At 41.3% G+C, this 16,875-nt stretch carries 17 protein-coding genes; 8 read left to right on the top strand and 9 right to left on the bottom strand.

Annotation, left to right across the window (positions count from 1 at the left end; genetic code table 11):
• Positions 1-2 precede the first annotated feature (2 nt).
• The 4 genes from treP to MKY18_RS03810 form a co-directional block, all read right to left on the bottom strand.
• Complete coding sequence (gene treP, locus MKY18_RS03825) at positions 3-1,439, bottom strand: PTS system trehalose-specific EIIBC component (RefSeq protein WP_106067738.1); 1,437 nt, start codon at positions 1,437-1,439, stop codon at positions 3-5.
• 164 nt (positions 1,440-1,603) lie between these two features.
• Complete coding sequence (locus MKY18_RS03820) at positions 1,604-1,990, bottom strand: DUF1992 domain-containing protein (protein WP_034665171.1); 387 nt, start codon at positions 1,988-1,990, stop codon at positions 1,604-1,606.
• Between the two features lie 78 nt (positions 1,991-2,068).
• Positions 2,069-3,793, bottom strand: coding sequence for a methyl-accepting chemotaxis protein (locus tag MKY18_RS03815; protein WP_003214104.1), 1,725 nt, complete (start codon positions 3,791-3,793; stop codon positions 2,069-2,071).
• Positions 3,794-3,824: 31 nt separating this feature from the next.
• On the bottom strand, positions 3,825-5,483 hold the full coding sequence (locus tag MKY18_RS03810) for a pyridoxal-dependent decarboxylase (RefSeq protein ID WP_003213862.1): 1,659 nt from the start codon (positions 5,481-5,483) through the stop codon (positions 3,825-3,827).
• Positions 5,484-6,061: 578 nt separating this feature from the next.
• Between MKY18_RS03810 and MKY18_RS03805 the strand changes: the two genes are divergently transcribed.
• Positions 6,062-8,044, top strand: coding sequence for an LTA synthase family protein (locus MKY18_RS03805; protein WP_342497737.1), 1,983 nt, complete (start codon positions 6,062-6,064; stop codon positions 8,042-8,044).
• A 100-nt stretch (positions 8,045-8,144) separates the two neighbouring features.
• Positions 8,145-8,738, top strand: a complete 594-nt coding sequence (locus MKY18_RS03800; RefSeq protein ID WP_335351590.1) for a YjgB family protein — start codon at positions 8,145-8,147, stop codon at positions 8,736-8,738.
• A 46-nt stretch (positions 8,739-8,784) separates the two neighbouring features.
• On the opposite strand, the gene MKY18_RS03795 is transcribed toward MKY18_RS03800, so the two are convergent.
• A complete protein-coding gene (locus MKY18_RS03795; RefSeq protein WP_003214123.1) occupies positions 8,785-9,288 on the bottom strand; it encodes a DoxX family protein in 504 nt (167 codons plus the stop codon).
• Positions 9,289-9,482: 194 nt separating this feature from the next.
• Here MKY18_RS03795 and MKY18_RS03790 point away from each other — a divergent pair, with 194 nt between their 5' ends.
• A complete protein-coding gene (locus MKY18_RS03790; protein WP_003214429.1) occupies positions 9,483-10,241 on the top strand; it encodes a DUF817 domain-containing protein in 759 nt (252 codons plus the stop codon).
• 18 nt (positions 10,242-10,259) lie between these two features.
• On the opposite strand, the gene nagE is transcribed toward MKY18_RS03790, so the two are convergent.
• A complete protein-coding gene (gene nagE, locus MKY18_RS03785; protein WP_044139747.1) occupies positions 10,260-11,624 on the bottom strand; it encodes an N-acetylglucosamine-specific PTS transporter subunit IIBC in 1,365 nt (454 codons plus the stop codon).
• A 187-nt stretch (positions 11,625-11,811) separates the two neighbouring features.
• Here nagE and map point away from each other — a divergent pair, with 187 nt between their 5' ends.
• From map to MKY18_RS03770, 3 genes are all read left to right on the top strand, one after another.
• The gene (gene map / locus MKY18_RS03780) at positions 11,812-12,561 is read left to right on the top strand and encodes a type I methionyl aminopeptidase (RefSeq protein WP_044139748.1); all 750 of its coding nucleotides are present in this window, start codon (positions 11,812-11,814) and stop codon (positions 12,559-12,561) included.
• Between the two features lie 123 nt (positions 12,562-12,684).
• A complete protein-coding gene (locus MKY18_RS03775) occupies positions 12,685-12,846 on the top strand; it encodes a hypothetical protein (protein WP_003214360.1) in 162 nt (53 codons plus the stop codon).
• Between the two features lie 134 nt (positions 12,847-12,980).
• Positions 12,981-13,118 (top strand): YflJ family protein, encoded by a 138-nt coding sequence (locus MKY18_RS03770; RefSeq protein ID WP_003214303.1) that lies wholly within the window; start codon positions 12,981-12,983, stop codon positions 13,116-13,118.
• A gap of 42 nt (positions 13,119-13,160) precedes the next feature.
• Here MKY18_RS03770 and MKY18_RS03765 read toward each other — a convergent pair whose 3' ends face one another.
• A complete protein-coding gene (locus MKY18_RS03765; RefSeq protein ID WP_044139749.1) occupies positions 13,161-13,811 on the bottom strand; it encodes an MOSC domain-containing protein in 651 nt (216 codons plus the stop codon).
• A gap of 122 nt (positions 13,812-13,933) precedes the next feature.
• Between MKY18_RS03765 and MKY18_RS03760 the strand changes: the two genes are divergently transcribed.
• A complete protein-coding gene (locus MKY18_RS03760; protein WP_340913776.1) occupies positions 13,934-14,203 on the top strand; it encodes an acylphosphatase in 270 nt (89 codons plus the stop codon).
• Between the two features lie 210 nt (positions 14,204-14,413).
• On the opposite strand, the gene MKY18_RS03755 is transcribed toward MKY18_RS03760, so the two are convergent.
• Positions 14,414-15,520 carry a nitric oxide synthase oxygenase gene (locus MKY18_RS03755; RefSeq protein WP_340909417.1) on the bottom strand — a complete coding sequence of 369 codons (1,107 nt, stop codon included), beginning with the start codon at positions 15,518-15,520 and terminating at the stop codon, positions 14,414-14,416.
• A gap of 104 nt (positions 15,521-15,624) precedes the next feature.
• A complete protein-coding gene (locus MKY18_RS03750; RefSeq protein ID WP_111913149.1) occupies positions 15,625-16,182 on the bottom strand; it encodes a PadR family transcriptional regulator in 558 nt (185 codons plus the stop codon).
• Positions 16,183-16,294: 112 nt separating this feature from the next.
• On the opposite strand from MKY18_RS03750, the gene MKY18_RS03745 reads away from it, so the two are divergent.
• Positions 16,295-16,780, top strand: coding sequence for a phenolic acid decarboxylase (locus MKY18_RS03745; RefSeq protein ID WP_044139752.1), 486 nt, complete (start codon positions 16,295-16,297; stop codon positions 16,778-16,780).
• The last annotated feature ends 95 nt before the right edge of the window (positions 16,781-16,875 follow it).

Genomic DNA, 16,875 nt, shown 5'->3' with positions numbered 1-16,875 from the left:
CACTAGTTAAGTTCTTGTGATACATCTTTCTTCTTTTTCAACTTTGCATACAAAAGGGTTCCGATGAATGGGGCGATGAGGACAATGACCATCCCTATCGCAAATGCGCCCCAATATTTCGGGATAATAGAGAAGATTCCTGGAATGCCTCCAACACCAACTGAGCTTGCCAGCACCCCTTGAGAGGCGATAAACATACCGGCTAAACCAGAGCTAATGAGTGCGAAAATAAATGGGAATCGGTAGCGCAAGTTGACGCCAAACATTGCTGGCTCGGTAATTCCTAAGTAAGCAGAAATACTTGATGTGAGTGAGAGACCTTTTTGCTTTTCATCTTTCAAAACAAACATCATCGCAAGTGCGGCTGATCCTTGTGCAATATTAGACAGTGCGAGCATTGGCCATAGAAACGTGCCGTGCAGTTTTGAATTAATCAATTGAATATCAACAGCAAGGAACGTATGATGCATTCCAGTAATGACTAACGCCGCATACAAACCGCCGTATAATAGACCACCTAGTGCTGCGAACTGCTGGAATACAGCGACAAGTCCAGATGTTAACACGTTGCCGATTGCAAATGTAATAGGTCCAATGACGATAAAGGATAAAAAGCCAATAACTAATAACGTAATCGGAGCAACCACTAATAGCTGAATGCTTTCAGGTGTCCGTTTTGTGATAAACAATTCGAGCTTCGCTAGTAAATACGAGGCGACGAGTATCGGAAGAACCTGTCCTTGATAGCCTACCTTTTGCACTTCAAGTCCAAACAAATTCCAGACTGGAATCTCACCGGACTTTTCAGCCGCTCCATAACCCCACGCATTTAATAAGTCCGGGTGTACGAGCATCAGCCCAAGAACCATCCCTAAAAGCGGATTTCCTCCAAACCGCTTCACGGCTGACCAGCCGATTAATGCGGGCAGGAATGTGAAGGCAGTGCCTGCAATCAAGTTGATCATATTCGCTAAATCAGCCCATGCCGGATACACATCAACAATCGATTTTTGATCAAAGAAAATATCAGGAGCTGTTAAAATATTATGAATCCCCAATAATAAGCCGGCTGTGACGATGGCAGGAAGAATCGGAATAAAAATATCCGCAAGCGTTTTCACAGCACGCTGTAATGGATTTAATTTTTGATCAGAGGCACGCTTCACATCCTCTTTTGTGGCTTCCCCAATCCCCGTCTGTTTCACCATTTCGGCATATACCCGATTGACGACCCCTTGGCCGATCACCACTTGGTATTGACCGTTCGCTGAGAAAGATCCCTTCACTTCTTCTATTTGTTCAAGTGCTTTCTCATCAACCTTTCCTTCATCCTTCAGCACAAAGCGCAGCCTTGTCACACAATGTGTCGCTTGATCAATATTTTCTTTGCCGCCGATGGCTTTCACAATCTGATCTGCTGCTGCCTGGTAATCAGCCATGCTATCCCCTCCGAGATCGTTTTTATAAGAAAAAAGAACCAAGAAAACTTGTATATACATGTTTGATTATTATTTTATATTTGTATATACATGTAGTCAATAACAAAATGTAGCGCTTTCATAAAAAAAGCCCCCTCAATGTGCTCAGGAGAGGCAGCGTGTCATCATCTTTTTTTATGCTCCGTTAATTTTTCGTAGACCCTGTTTTTATAAAAGGAGGAGGCTGGACGGGCAAAAGTTTGGCGCTTAGATGTGAGTTCATCCAGTCGTTTTTGTTTTTCTTCACATATGAGAGAAAGCTTTTTTCTTTCCTCTCCGTCTATACTGGAGTGAAGCAGCTCTTTGACGGTCATGAGTTCTTTTTTCAGTGCTGTTTCTTCCCCAGCAAAGCCAGCATTTTTCATCATCCGGTAGCCCATTCTTAATTCTTCAGGTACATGAGCAGCGTCATCTTTAGGCAGAGGTTTGCCAAAGCCAGATAATCCTTCAAAAGCCCCGTGATCCATCGCTTTTTTGATCCGTTCTTCTGATAATCTCTGCGCAAAATCCATGGCGTTCTCCTTTCGTCTGAAACGATTTGATTTATCATAGCAAAAAAGCTGACTCTCTCACAAGAGTCAGCTTTCTCGTTATTTATTGTCGATTTTGAAAGTAGAAACCATATGTGCTAAGTCCTCTGACATATCAGAGAGCTGTTCAATCGCACTTGAAATTTGCTGCATGCCAGCACTTTGCTGTTCTGTTGCTGCCGCTACTTCTTGAGAGCTGGCTGCATGTTCTTCTGACACAACAGAAATTTGTTCAATCGATGTAGAAATCGTTTGATATGCTCGTTCTACCTGCTTAATGGATTGAAGCAAATTGTTCGTTCTGCTTGCAAATTGAGACACTCCGTCGTAAATACCAGTAAAGTTCTGTGACGTGCCTTTCATTTGCTCACGTCCTTCTTCCACTGCTTTACTGCTTTCCTCTACGCTTTCAAGAACGCGCTGACTGTTTTCCTGTGTGCCGATGACAAGGTCTGAAACGGTTTTAGCCGCATCCGCTGATTGCTCAGCTAACTTGCGCACCTCATCTGCCACAACAGCAAACCCTTTTCCTTCTTCTCCAACACGTGCCGCTTCAATTGAAGCATTCAGTGCAAGCAGATTCGTTTGGGCTGAAATGTCCGTAATGATCGAGATGACACTTTCAATCTCCGTTGAATGAGATTGTAATTCTTCTGCTGCCTGCTTTGAGTTGGTCATCTTGTCATGTAGCATATTCAGATGATCAAGCACATGGTTCACTAATTTTTGACCAGATTCTGACTGCTCTTGTACGTCAGATGAAACAGATTTCATTTCATCGACTTCTTTTGTGACGCCTTCGATTTGAGTATCGATCTCAGCAACGGATGTCGTACAATCCGTAATATTTGCGACAGAATCATTGATTCCTTCACTCATATTCGTCATAGCTTCTGATACTTGCTGCGCACTTTGACTCGATTCGGTCGTCACCGTACGAAGCTGTGATGACATTTTAGACACTTCACTAGATGAGTGAGAGATTTTCGAAATAAGCTCTTTGATCCGCCCCTGCATCTTTTGGAAGGATGCGGCAAGCTGGCCGATCTCATCTTTACTTTCAACCTCTACCATACCAGTTAAATCACCGTCAGCAATTCGGTTCGCTGATTCCATCAAGGAACGTGCTGGTTTCGCAATTCTTCTTCCCATAAAGAATGAGAAGAGTAATCCACCGATGAGCACAATGGCAGAGGCCACTGTGATATAGATCGTCAGCTTCTTCGTTGTTTCTGGCACAACTGACGCATCTAAATCAATTCCTAAAATACCCGTCAGCTCACCGCCTGAATCTTTAATTGGTAAAAAGACTGATTTATGTGTTCCAAATGAATCTTTGTAAATATCACTTTTGACTATTTTATCTTCAGAAAGAGCTTGTTTCATCTCATCTGAAAATACATAATCTTGATCAAAATCATTTTCTTCCCCGGTTAATATAATAATTCTTTCTTTGCCGCCTTTATTAGATAGCACGTATAAGTTCTCAAGCGTATGATCTTCTTGAAGCTCTGTGAATTTCTTTTTGACCTCCACATAAAGGGGATCATCTTTCCCACTAATACCAAGGACGTTCCCATCCAGATTATCGATCTCTTTCTTCGCTGTATCAACATCTGTTGTTAATCGATAATCAAATTGCTTTAATAACTGGGATGATAAATCCTGGCTGACTAGATAAAATGTTAGAACGAATAGTGCAACGGTTGCGAGTAATGTTACGACAACGACTGACATGATTTTAGAGGATATCGTGAGTCCTCCAAATTTCCTTTGTTTCGCCATTTTTTCCTACATCTCCACTCTCAGATTTGATTTAAGCATGTACATGTTCAAATTGTCCACAAACAGATGCGATCACATCTTTTAAATAAGATACGATATGTGGGATATGCTCTGGTAACGTATAAGGTGAGATGACAAAAAACTTACTAACACTTAGATAGAATTCTTGTCCTTCTTTTGCATTTACAAGTAAGAACTTCGTTGTATCACCAAAGAACATTTCGTCTCGTTTCTCTCCAAGCTTTTCAAACAGCATTTTGTTCAATTCATTGTTCCGCTCAATTTCCATTGCCGTCGCTTCGCCTGAAATTTCTTCTTGAAAGCGTGGTGAGCCGTCTAGGTAAATTCTAAATAATGTAGCCATTCCGACGTTGTCATCATTTACGACTTCTGCTTGCGGAATTTCTTGACTGAGTGCTTCTCTGAAGGCAAGGTTCACCTCTAAGAATTGACCGAGCAAGCGCTGGTAGCCTTCAACTCCAAACGTTAACAGCACACTCAGCATACTGATCGAGCTTCCCATTCTTGAGCATTCCAGCGTATAACCTGTATGGTATTCGCCGTAGCCTCTATGACCAACGTATGGTGTCTCTTGTTCTTCCAGATCTAAACGCTTTAGGTCTGCCGCGTTTTTCACTAAGAATAAACTAGATGTGTAAGGTGTTTGGCCGAGCTTTTGAAAGTCAAAGCACATCGTGTCAGCAAGAGAAAGATGCTGGAATTTCGCTTTGATTTCTTTTAGCATACGAAGAACACCGTCTGAGAATTGCAGCGGGTTTTCAGCTAGATCATACTCATTAAAGAAAGCAAAGAATCCGCCGAGCGCTGAATCCGCATGAATATGCGGCACCTTTAGACCATACTCCTCAGCAATGGCTTCTGCTGTTTCACGTACCCCTTTTACATCATCAATTGCAATGGCATCTGTTGTTCCGGTTGTTGCGACAATATAAACGGGAATTCCGCCATTTTGTGCAACACGTTCCATTTGACAACGCAAATCTTCCATATCCATCGAATGATCTTTATTCGTTTTAATTCTGATCAAGTTGTCTGTGCCAAGTCCTGTTGCTTCCATTGACTTAAATAAGCTGTAATGTGCCGCATCAGAACAAAACGCATAAAGGTTTTGTGGAACACCTTTTCGCAGTGACTCCGGCGCAACTTTTGCAATCGCTAAACGCAGTCCTGAGAAAATGGCTCCTTGACCTCCCCATGTTGTATATCCCCCGCTCACACTTGGATCATATCCGATGAGCTTAGACATCATTGAGACCACTCTGACCTCAGCCTCCGCTCCTGCTGGTCCATACACATCCCATAGGTTGTTTCCATTTACCAGCATCGCCGTCAGCATGCCTAGAATTCCTGGTGTACTTGCCATCGGCAAAATGTTCGTGAAGAAATACTTTGTGTGGTAAGGATGGTTATGTAAAAGCTTCAGTAATTCTTCATTCACAAGTTCCGCTTGTTGGCCGTTCAACGGAATTTGACTTGTTTCAGTGAGCTTTTGGTAAAAATCCTCCTCGCGATTCTTTTCACCCTTTAGGTGTGCACGGTTCGGATCTTTCAGGTGATCGACCCCTGAAACAATCTGCTCCATCAATTTGATGAGTTCTTTACGCTCTGCTGCATTTCCGTCCTCACTCGGAAACCAGTTCTGAACGAGGTTGTTTGCTCGTACAGTCATATACTATCAATCCTTTCAATGGAAGATTTCCTGTCAAAGTCTATATCGACCCCAATTCAAAAGTTTATAGTCTCGAAATGTCCACTTAAGTATATTTAGATAATTTGTTCATTCATCAAAACAAATAAAACCCTTACAAAACACATCGAAACCATTTTGTTGATGAAATAAAAAATATATCAATATATCTTATATCAGGAAATTTCATCCATGCCCTTTCTCCATTCTTCTTCTCATTTTTTTTACTTAACCTGCATAAACATTAAGAAACACTGGAAATACTCTCTAAATCATCATTGTAGAAACCAAATTAATTCTTTAGACTCGTGCCTTTTTGCCTGTTTTATTGATATAACAACTGGAAAATAGCTGAATTTTCTGTCAATAATAGGGTGAATTTCACAAAAAGTTTTTCGAAGAGTGAATATTTTCGTTTTCTTCCTTTTTATTGCTCGGACAGGCTGCTAGACACTCTTCGCCGGTTATCACTTTTCTATTTGATCATTTCATGGTATATTCTAATGGTTCGTTTTCTTTCGTTCCGCCTCTTCCGTGTATCGGAGAAAAGGAGTGTTTTTATGAAAACATTTATTCAAAAACGAGGCCTCGGCTTCTTTGTTATTGCAGTCATCTTACTGTGGCTCAAAACGTATTCAGCGTATTTAATTGAATTTAAACTTGGTATATCAAATGTGCTTCAGCATATTTTGCTTTTCGTGAATCCTATTAGCTCCAGCTTGTTCTTTCTTGGCTTTGCTTTATTGTTCAAGAAAAAATGGCAGCCTGCCGCTATCATTGTGATTCATTTTTTCATGTCTTTTTTACTATACGCAAACATCGTGTACTATCGATTCTTCAATGACTTTATCACGCTGCCTACCGTGATGCAGGCAGGAACGAATGGCGGACAATTAGGTGATAGTGCATTTTCACTCATGCGTTGGACTGATATGTTTTACTTTATGGATACCATCATTTTGATCGTACTCGCAGTCCGCATGAAAAAGAAGCAGCAAACAAGTACAGCTACTGTACCTGTTCAAAAGTCAAAATCGTTTAGACTCGTCCTTGTGTCCTCTGTTGTAATCTTTGTGATGAATTTAGTCGCTGCAGAGATTGATCGTCCAGAGCTTTTATCAAGAGCATTTGACCGCAATTATTTAGTGAAATATTTAGGTGCTTATAACTTTACTGTGTTTGATGCCATTCAAAATGTGAAGTCAAACAGCCAGCGTGCTCTGGCAAATTCAAATGACGTCACAGATGTAGAGAACTATTTAAAAGCGAACAGCGCTGATCCTAACCCGGCTTATTACGGGAAAGCAAAAGGCATGAACGTGATTACGATTTCTCTTGAATCTCTGCAAAAATTTGTCATTGATTACAAAGTAAACGGAAAAGAAGTAACGCCATTCCTTAATTCATTGGCACACGACAACAAAACGTTTTACTTTGATAACTTCTTCCATCAAACAGGACAAGGAAAGACGTCTGATGCTGAATTTATGATGGATACTGGGCTATTCCCATTATCACAAGGCTCTGTTTTTATTAACAAAGCGCAAAACACGTATCAGGCACTTCCTGGCATTCTGAAGAAGGATCAATACACGTCAGCAGAATTCCACGGCAATACGAAAACCTTCTGGAACCGTAATGAAATGTTTAAGTCGTTTGGATATGACAGGTTTTACGATTCTGAGTATTACGATATGAACGAGCAAGATACGAAGAACTATGGGCTGAAAGACAAACCATTCTTCAAAGAATCTATGCCAATGCTTGAAAACTTGAAGCAGCCGTTTTATTCGAAATTCATTACGTTATCGAACCATTTCCCATTTGGAATGGATGAAGGGGATACCGATTTCGAACCTGGTGACTTCGGAGACTCTGTCGTCAATAACTATTTCCAATCGGCTCATTATTTAGATGAAGCGATTGAACAGTTCTTCAACGACCTGAAAAAGTCTGGACTCTATGACAATACAGTCGTCATTATGTACGGAGACCATTACGGCATTTCTGAAAACCACAATGAAGCGATGGAAAAAGTGACAGGACAAAAAATCGGAGATTATGAAAATGCGCAACTCATGCGCGTACCGCTCTTTATTCATGTACCAGGCGTAAAAGGCGGACAGATTCATAAATACTCTGGTGAAGTCGATGTCGCACCAACCCTTCTGCACCTGCTTGGTGATGATACGAAGAACTATTTAATGTCTGGTTCTGATATCTTATCGAAAAATTTCAAAGAGCTTGTGCCATTTAGAAATGGTGACTTCGTCTCTAAGGATTACACAAAAGTAGGCAATAACTATTACAGCAACAAAACAGGCGAGAAAATCGAGCCGACTGATAAGGCATCACAAGAAAATGAAACGGTGAAAAAGATGCTTGAGACATCTGATAAGATCGTCACCGAAGATTTACTCCGTTTCTACAAGCCTAAAGGCTTTACACCGATTGACCGAAATCAATATGACTATACAAAGAAAGTACAGGATGAAGAAGATTCCTCTTCCGCCAAAGATAAATCCGGCACTTCATCAAAATAGCTTTCTCATTTTAAGAACCAGCCGATCCATGATCAGCTGGTTCTTTTTACGTTTGACCCCTATTGCACCGGGTATAGAAAGAAGAAGGAGGGATTTTAAAATGAAGAAAACAACCGCTTTTGTCATGACTGCTTCACTTTCACTCGCTACGTCCGCCCTCATTGGATTCAGTCCTGCAGTCTCAGCACACGCCATGAACAAAACAGCAGTCGAACAATCCGTTCCTCAAGGTCCGAAAACCGCACTAAACAACATTTATGAGCTGGCACATAAAGGACAAATGCCTTATTATGCAAAAGGTCTTAAAATTGGAGTTCAAACAAAGATGGATGTCCATCATAAACTAGGAAATCCATATCCAGAAACAGGTCAAAGCAGCTTTGATTTGTATCATGCTGAAATGGGGAATCCGGGATTTGCTTTTCATTATGATGCCAAAGGCAAAATTGACGAAATCCGTTATTTCGGTACAAATGTAGAAAAAGAAACGAATATCGGCGGAATGACCCCTTCCCTATTAAAGAAACAACTTGGACAAGCAGATTCGGTCAGCACCATTCCACAGACAAAAGAGAAAAAATACGTGTATCGTACTGGAGATTATGAGCTGGAATTTATCGTCGGCCATGACCCAGATATAAATCAGCAGAAGCTCACCGTCCTGCATATTAATCTGGTGAAAGCTGATTCCTAAATAAAAAAAGCATCCTTGAGCAGAAGCTAAGGATGCTTTTTCTTTATTATGAAGCCACTTCTAAATGCGGCTTTCTTTTCATTGTACGTTTCAAGACTGGACCTGCGACATAATCAAGTCCAAATTTGCCTGCATTTCCTTTCGCAGCCATGATGACGATGGCAATGAGCAGAAGAAGCGGGTTGACAGAGACGGTACCAGCTAGTAAGAAAGAGACATTCATCATGCTTCCGAAAAAGGCTGCAGTTGTTGTGAATAATCCAACAATTAATCCTAGACCTACTAAAATTTCCCCCCACATGACCATGGCACTAAATAGTCCAGCATTCGGCAAAGCGACATTTTCTAAAAACCATACATAGAACGGATACACGAGGTTTCCATCTTTGACAACAGGTTCAGCTATCGCAAATTGTAAATATCCTGATGCATCGAATCCGCCTGTTAGTTTTCCTATACCAGATGTGAGCCAAGTCCAACCGATATAAAGTCTTGCTGCCAAAAGGATAACCGCTGCCCATACATTCGTTTGTAAGAATTTTGTAAACATGATGATGCCTCCCTTTAATTTATGTGAATTTTTTCACATTTTCTTTATGATCTTATTATACTACGTTAAAACTAGTTTGTGATCTTTTTCACATACATATTCACAAATTGTTCATGAATATATAGGTCAGGTAACTTTTCCCTTGCTAAATCCGTCTTAGTCATTTCAGACAATGAAAAGAGGTTTCATTTTGTATGAAAACATTATTCCAGTTTGCTTACTTACAGGCGATGTCGTGTCTATTCCCCGTCATGATCTTTGCGGCGCTTGCCCTATCAAAGATAGTGACGATTCCTTTTCTACACCGGTATGATTTCATTCTACTACTTTGCCTTCTTGCCCAGATGCTCATGCTGACGCTTCGGCTGGAGACATTGAATGAATTGAAGGTGATCTGTCTATTTCACATAATAGGTATTGGCTTAGAAATGTATAAAGTTCATATGGGTTCTTGGTCCTATCCTGAAGAGGCTTATACGAAGGTCTTTGGGGTTCCGCTCTATAGCGGATTTATGTATGCGAGTGTAGCAAGCTATATTTATCAGGCACTGTCCCGGCTTCACGTGCAGGTCAGTTCATGGCCCCATCCGTTTCTTTCAATTGGGATTAGCTTGTGTATTTATCTCAATTTTTTTACGCATCACTGGCTCTATGATCTGAGATGGTGGCTGACATTACTGCTTGTTGTCATATTTCGAAAAACGTCCGTCTCGTTTCAGGTTGGCTCTTCTACCTTTCGAATGCCGCTTGTCATCTCTTTCTTGCTGATTGGTTTCTTCATTTGGATTGCCGAAAATGTCACCACCTTTTTAGGGGCATGGCAATATCCAAATCAACAGCACGCTTGGTCTCTCGTACATCTTGGGAAAATCAGTTCTTGGTTTTTACTTGTTGTGATCAGTATTGTGCTCGTCATCGAACAGCGCAAACAAAAAAACGTTCAGCCCATTTGACCTGGCTGAACGCTTTTTTTAATCTCGATCGACTTCCTTGCGGAGATCATTTGCGACAAATTCTACATTCGTTCCAATGATGATTTGTACGGAGGTTTTCCCTGAAGTCAGTACCCCTTTGGCACCTGCTTTTTTCAATGTGCCTTCATTTAATAAATGTGTATCTTCTACTGTTAAACGCAGGCGGGTGGCACAATGATCAATGGCGGTGATATTGTCTTTGCCGCCAAGTCCCTCTAAAAGTATACTCGCACCTGCCGTCTTCGTATCATCGGCTGCAATATCTTCAATGTCTTCATCTTCTCTGCCCGGTGTTTTAAGCTTTAACAGTTTAATGAGGAAATAGAAAACGACAAAGTACACAATGCCATAAAGCACACCAACCCCAAGCAGCATGAGTGGTTTTTGTGCAATGCCAAAGCTTAAAACGTAATCAATCGCTCCTGCTGAAAAAGCGAAGCCGCTATGAATCCCGAGAATGTTCACAATAAAGAGCGAAAGACCCGTTAGTACAGCATGGACACCATATAAGAGTGGAGATAAAAACATAAATGAAAATTCAATTGGTTCAGTGATCCCTGTAATAAATGACGTAAGCGCCATCCCAATCATCAAGCCAGCCGTTGCTTTTCGCTTTTCAGGCTTTGCGGTCACAATCATGGCTAGACATGCCGCTGGCAGACCGAACATCATCACTGGGAAGAAACCAGTCATAAAGACACCCGCGCTTGGATCTCCTTTAAAGAATCGCGCTAGATCTCCTGTTGCCCCGCTGAATTCCCCGAATTGAAACCAAAATAAGTTATTCAGCACATGATGAAGCCCTAATGGAATGAGCAAGCGGTTAAAGAAACCAAACAGCCCTGCACCCGTTGCACCAAGACTTAAAATCCATTCCCCTAATCCATTGATCCCGCTTTGAATCGGAGGCCATACAAATCCGAAAACGGCTGCTAATAAAATGGTGAAAAGTGCGGTCATAATTGGCACAAGCCGTCTTCCGCTAAAGAAACCTAAATATTCTGGCAGCTTCGTATCCTTGAAGCGATTGTACACATAACCTGCCAATAGCCCGCATAAAATACCGCCCAATACCCCCATATTGTTCGTTGAATTAATCGACGTTGTACCAGCTGATAAAATAAAATAAGAGATCGCACCTGATAATGCCGCTGCCCCGTTACCATCCTTTGCAATACCGATCGCTATCCCCATTGCAAAAATTAAAGCCAAGTTTGCAAAAATGGCATTTCCAGCCGCATGAATAAACGGGATATCGAATACATCCTCCCGCCCAATAGCCAAAATAATCCCTGCTGCTGGAAGTACAGCGATTGGAAGCATAAAAGATTTGCCTAGCTTTTGAAAAAACTGAAATACCATTTGTCTTCTCCCCCTTTGTCATCATCATGACTAAACGTGCATGATGCTCATAAAAAATATATCATATGCACATCTAGTTATCTATACCAATTTGTCCACATTCATTTGAATTCCGCTCTTTACTCTTTTTGCGTAAAATGTGGTAAGCTATTGAATAGAATGAAGTTATAGAAAGCGGGAATGAACAGTGATTGTCAAACATGATCATGAGTTAGAAGCCTTAAAAAAAGTCGGCCGAATTGTCGCTTTGGCAAGAGAAGAAATGAAAAGCCAAGCGAAACCAGGCATGTCTACAAAAGAACTAGATTTGATTGGAAAAAAAATATTAGAAGAGCATGGGGCGAATTCAGCACCCGAAAAGGAATATGACTTCCCTGGGACGACTTGTATCAGCGTGAACGATGAAGTTGCTCACGGTATTCCAAGTGAAAAAACCATTTTACAAGAGGGCGACCTCATCAATATTGATATTTCAGCAGAGCTGGACGGCTATTATTCCGATACCGGTATTTCATTCGTATTAGGTACAGGTGATGCTCGTCTTGAAGCATTATGCCAGTGTGCAGAGGATGCATTCCTCGAAGGATTAAAGCATGCAAAAGCCGGTAAAAGGCAAAACCAAATTGGCCGTGCGGTCTACAATACAGCAAAAGAACAAGGATTTACTGTCATTAAAAACCTGACAGGACATGGCATTGGGAAAAGTCTACATGAAGCACCTAACCATATTTTAAACTATTATGATCCTTTCGATAATGCTTTGTTTAAGAATGGCACCGTGATCGCCTTCGAACCTTTTATTTCAACAAATGCTGAATCGATTTATCAAACTGATGACGGCTGGACATTTAAAACACCAGATAAAAGCCTTGTCGCACAGATTGAACATACCATTGTCATCACAAAAGACGAACCGATTATATTAACGAAGCTATAAGCCAGCTGATCCCCTTCTTCATTGGAGGGGATCTTTTCGTTTCCCTTTCACGAATCTGTCACGACTAAACAAAAATGCCTGTGGTAAAATAGGCAAAGATATGCGAAAGGGGTCTTATTTGATATGTGGTTCATCATCATCGGCGTTATCTTTTTGATTGAAAGTATTATCTTAACGGTTGTAGGTATTAAGAAAAAACAATCCATGATGACTTATCTTGGTATTGTCATCATGATTATGACGGTCGGCATGATCATCGTTACCCTCAACCCGCCAAATTCATAAATGATTATTTCCAGCATATACATGGATCATAGGAAGATAGAATCAGTTTTCATTTATTCATACCTGCACACTTTTCACGTCCTTTTTTGTGGTGTTACAATGCAGGCAGTTTCAATTGAAAGGAGTTTTCTATCATGCATTATGGTAGCAAAGGCTGGTATGTCGAAGAATTAAAGAAGCTTGGTGTGACCAAGCATGAAGGAAGAAAGCTTCAAAGCTTAAAAACATATTTCCTTGCAAATCTTCTTGAGCAAAAGAAACCTAGCTCATAAGCGCTTAAAAGCCGTACATCTTATGCTGATGTACGGCTTTTTTTAAATGGGCTGAATTCGTTTTTCTAAAGACTTCCTCACGACATCTGCTAAGGCATCTACTTTAAGAACGGCTTTTAGCCTCTCTGGACTTGTTTGACGATATTTGACCTCGTTCACTTCATGAACTGTAATGTGATGAGATGCTTTTTCTACTAATACTAGAGAAGCATCAGCAGGCACTAAGCCTTCTTTCAGCACTCGTAAATAAAAACCGGTATACCCCGTTTGTTGCACTTCCTTTACAAGCTTCATGTTACCATGCTTAAAAGATAGTTTCACACACGGCTGTCTTGGCTGGCTCACTTCAACAAGTGCTTCTCCTAGCTGAAATACATCGCCAATCCGCACTTCTGTTTCAACTAGTTGGTGCACGGTTACATTCTCGCCGAAGGCAGCTTCCTGTAACGGAACCCCTAAAAACTGCTCAAAATAAGCATAATGATCGTATGGAAAGACGCAGACGGCTTTATCATATCCTCCATGATGAACCAAATCACCTTGACCATCTCCCTCAAAATTGACCTTACTCAAATAGACAGGCTCATGAATTCGCTTTTTGTTGATGGCTGTTTTGATTTCTTTTCCGTTTGCATAGGTCGTGATGGGTTGTCCTACTTGGATTCCTACTATGTCGTATCTCTTCTGTCCCACGTTGACCATCTCCTTTGGTTGTCTCATGGCTATTATTTTACATCGTTAGACAATGAAATCATAGTCGATGCGTGAAGGTCAGTTACATGCTATGGTACGATGAGAAAAAAGGAGAGATGACATTGATTCATTACCATGCCATTGTCACAGGACGGGTGCAGGGAGTCGGTTTTCGCTATTTTGTACAAGGAGAAGCCGTCAATCGCGGGATGAAAGGCTGGGTACGCAACACAGATGAAGGGCATGTTGAGTTAAAGGTAGAGGGTGAGCAGCAGGAAGTGCTTGATTTCTTAAAGACTGTCCGGAAAGGAAGCCCTTTTTCAAAGGTCACAGATATGCAAATGGAGCCGCTCACTGAGTTCGCTCATTATCAGGATTTTTGCATAAGGTAATAAAAGAGCTAGGCTTTTCTCAGATTGTTGACAAAGGGCTAAAATGATGTTTATTTTAGCTCTTTGTCTTCTTTTCAGCGTGATAGAAAACCTTTGCAGCCCTAGGAAGGACGAGCACTGGCGCAGAACGAATTGAACATTCGTGAGCACCAGCGCGCAGACCTGCGGGCGAATGCGAGGGTTTGTCTACACGCTGAAACCTAGCTCTCGCTAGGCTTTTTCTGTTCCATGATAGGGCTTTTCCTGATAAAAATAATTCGGCTTCACAATGGTATTGTCGTAATGCTTGTGGAAGATGTGGGTAGCAGCTGGTGATACCGGCGGAATCAACCAAGTCCAGTCCCCAGTCAGCTTGCGGTCAGCCTTTTCTTCCTGCTTTTCAAATTGTTTGAATTGATGTGCTGCTGTATGGTGATCAACAATGGTCACCCCTGCTTCTCGGTAAGAATGAAGAACCGCCACATTCAACTCAACAATCGCTTTGTCCTTCCAAAGCGACGCATTCTTTGTCGTGTCCAGTCCTAAAATCGAAGCGACTTTTTTCAGCATATTGTAGCGATTTTCATCGGCTAGGTTACGTGCGCCAATTTCTGTGCCCATATACCAGCCATTGAACGGTGCTGCATTGTAATGAATACCACCAATCTCCAATTTCATATCAGCAATAATCGGTACCGCATACCATTTCAGTCCTAAATCACGAAATCCTTCATACTCAGGATGGATGATCTCGACTTCTTGGACGATTTCTTTCGGAAGCTCATACAGAACGGGCGGCTGATCCTTTAGCTGAAACATGAGAGGCAGAATATCAAAGTGCGTGCCCTCCCCTTTCCAGCCATGGGCTTCACACAACTTAGTTAATTCAAGAGAAGCCTCGTCGCCGATGATGCCATACTCCGTCTCATAGCCTGCATAACGAACGAGCTGATGATTATAAATGACGACTCCCTTTTGCGAATGATTTTCTGGAGGAAAGATCGTAATGGATGGTTTGATTTTCCCATCATTTGTCGCATACTCAATATGATGAAAGAGTGCCTCTTTCACCTCTTCTTCTGTCTTCACGTGACGGCAGTCGTGAACATGCAGAGTTGACCAAAATAAACGGCCAATGCAGCGGTTGCTGTTGCGCCATGCCATTTTCGCCCCGTGCGCCAATTCCTCTTGTGTGTGAGTATACGTCCCTTTAGAGTTAATTTCTTGTTTTATTTCATGCAGACGTGCTGCTTTCTCTTCATTTGACTTGCCCAATTCTTCATAGCATACAGAAATAAAAGCTTCTGCTTCATTCCACAACGCTTCTTGATTACTCAAACATACTCGCCTCACTTTAATACGAATATATCCATTGTAGCGGTTTCTATTTATAAATTCACTAGTTTCAAACCATTTTTTATCATATCATCCGACCATTGTCCTTAGAGCGTGGATGAATCAATCCGTTTAAGGGTTTGCTCGAGCCAGCGGACATAGCCTTTTTCTCTTTCAATTGCCCTTGTCAGCACTAAGTAATGCCCAAATTGGGCTGAATGAAGCGATTCAGCACCACGATCTTCCTCTATTAACGCGTGCAGCTTCTGCTTTAGCATGTCTACTTTCTTCGTGCGCTCTAGTAGTTGATGTGTAAACAGGTCAGCCGCTTCTTTTTTGTCCATGGAGGAGATGAAAAATGTTTTGAGCATGAATTCATCCTTTGTTGTTTCTGGGATCGGGTCTTTTGTCCTTAACCACTGATGCAATGCCGCTTGCCCTGCCTCTGTGATTTGATAAACCTTCTTCTCTAGCTTCTTTCCTTGTATACGAACATCAAATTCAATAAACCCTTCTTCTGTGAGCCGTTTTAGCTCAGGGTAAATTTGGCTATGCTTCGCGCTCCAAAACTGTCCAAGGGAATCCTTAAAATGTTTGGTGATATCGTATCCAGTCAGCTCACACTGATCTAGTAAACCAAGAATGGCATATTTCAAAACTCTCATGATGTGCCTCCAACGTTTATTCTTTGACAATATTATACCACAGGCTTTAAAATAAACATGTAAATCACGACATGTTTGAAACAACATCATTCTAATGAAAGAAGGAATAAACATGGATCAATTCGTTGGACTTCATATGATTTATACGTATGAAAATGGCTGGGAATATGAGATTTACATTAAAAACGATCACACCATTGATTACCGCATTCATAGCGGAATGGTTGGAGGCCGCTGGGTTCGTGATCAAGAAGTGAATATTGTGAAGCTAACAAAAGGCGTTTACAAAGTTTCTTGGACAGAACCAACTGGGACAGACGTCTCTCTGAACTTTATGCCTGAAGAAAAACGCATGCATGGCGTCATCTTCTTCCCAAAATGGGTCCATGAACGTCCAGATATCACAGTTTGCTATCAAAATGACTACATCGATCTCATGAAAGAATCTCGTGAAAAGTACGAAACATATCCGAAATATGTTGTTCCAGAATTTGCGGACATTACGTATATGAATCATGCAGGTGTAAATGACGAAACGATTATCGCCGAAGCACCGTATGAAGGCATGACAGATGAGATAAGAGCAGGACGAAAATAAAAAAGCAGCACACACTGTGCCGCTTCTAGATTGTGGACAAAGGGCTAAAATGATGTTTATTTTAGCCCTTTGTCTTCTTTTCAGTGTGATAGAAA

The organism is Bacillus sp. FSL R7-0672 (genome assembly GCF_038601465.1).
Lineage (GTDB): Bacteria > Bacillota > Bacilli > Bacillales > Bacillaceae > Bacillus > Bacillus pumilus.
Note: the sequence above shows the minus strand (reverse complement) of the source record. Positions and strands in the feature narration are given on the sequence as shown.

Excerpts from the sequence above, each read along its gene's own strand:
- treP (WP_106067738.1), bottom strand. The coding sequence starts at position 1,439 with ATGGCTGATTACCAGGCAGCAGCAGATCAGATTGTGAAAGCCATCGGC.
- MKY18_RS03820 (WP_034665171.1), bottom strand. The coding sequence starts at position 1,990 with ATGGATTTTGCGCAGAGATTATCAGAAGAACGGATCAAAAAAGCGATG.
- MKY18_RS03815 (WP_003214104.1), bottom strand. The coding sequence starts at position 3,793 with ATGGCGAAACAAAGGAAATTTGGAGGACTCACGATATCCTCTAAAATC.
- MKY18_RS03810 (WP_003213862.1), bottom strand. The coding sequence starts at position 5,483 with ATGACTGTACGAGCAAACAACCTCGTTCAGAACTGGTTTCCGAGTGAG.
- MKY18_RS03805 (WP_342497737.1), top strand. The coding sequence starts at position 6,062 with ATGAAAACATTTATTCAAAAACGAGGCCTCGGCTTCTTTGTTATTGCA.
- MKY18_RS03800 (WP_335351590.1), top strand. The coding sequence starts at position 8,145 with ATGAAGAAAACAACCGCTTTTGTCATGACTGCTTCACTTTCACTCGCT.
- MKY18_RS03795 (WP_003214123.1), bottom strand. The coding sequence starts at position 9,288 with ATGTTTACAAAATTCTTACAAACGAATGTATGGGCAGCGGTTATCCTT.
- MKY18_RS03790 (WP_003214429.1), top strand. The coding sequence starts at position 9,483 with ATGAAAACATTATTCCAGTTTGCTTACTTACAGGCGATGTCGTGTCTA.
- nagE (WP_044139747.1), bottom strand. The coding sequence starts at position 11,624 with ATGGTATTTCAGTTTTTTCAAAAGCTAGGCAAATCTTTTATGCTTCCA.
- MKY18_RS03775 (WP_003214360.1), top strand. The coding sequence starts at position 12,685 with ATGTGGTTCATCATCATCGGCGTTATCTTTTTGATTGAAAGTATTATC.
- MKY18_RS03770 (WP_003214303.1), top strand. The coding sequence starts at position 12,981 with ATGCATTATGGTAGCAAAGGCTGGTATGTCGAAGAATTAAAGAAGCTT.
- MKY18_RS03750 (WP_111913149.1), bottom strand. The coding sequence starts at position 16,182 with ATGAGAGTTTTGAAATATGCCATTCTTGGTTTACTAGATCAGTGTGAG.
- MKY18_RS03745 (WP_044139752.1), top strand. The coding sequence starts at position 16,295 with ATGGATCAATTCGTTGGACTTCATATGATTTATACGTATGAAAATGGC.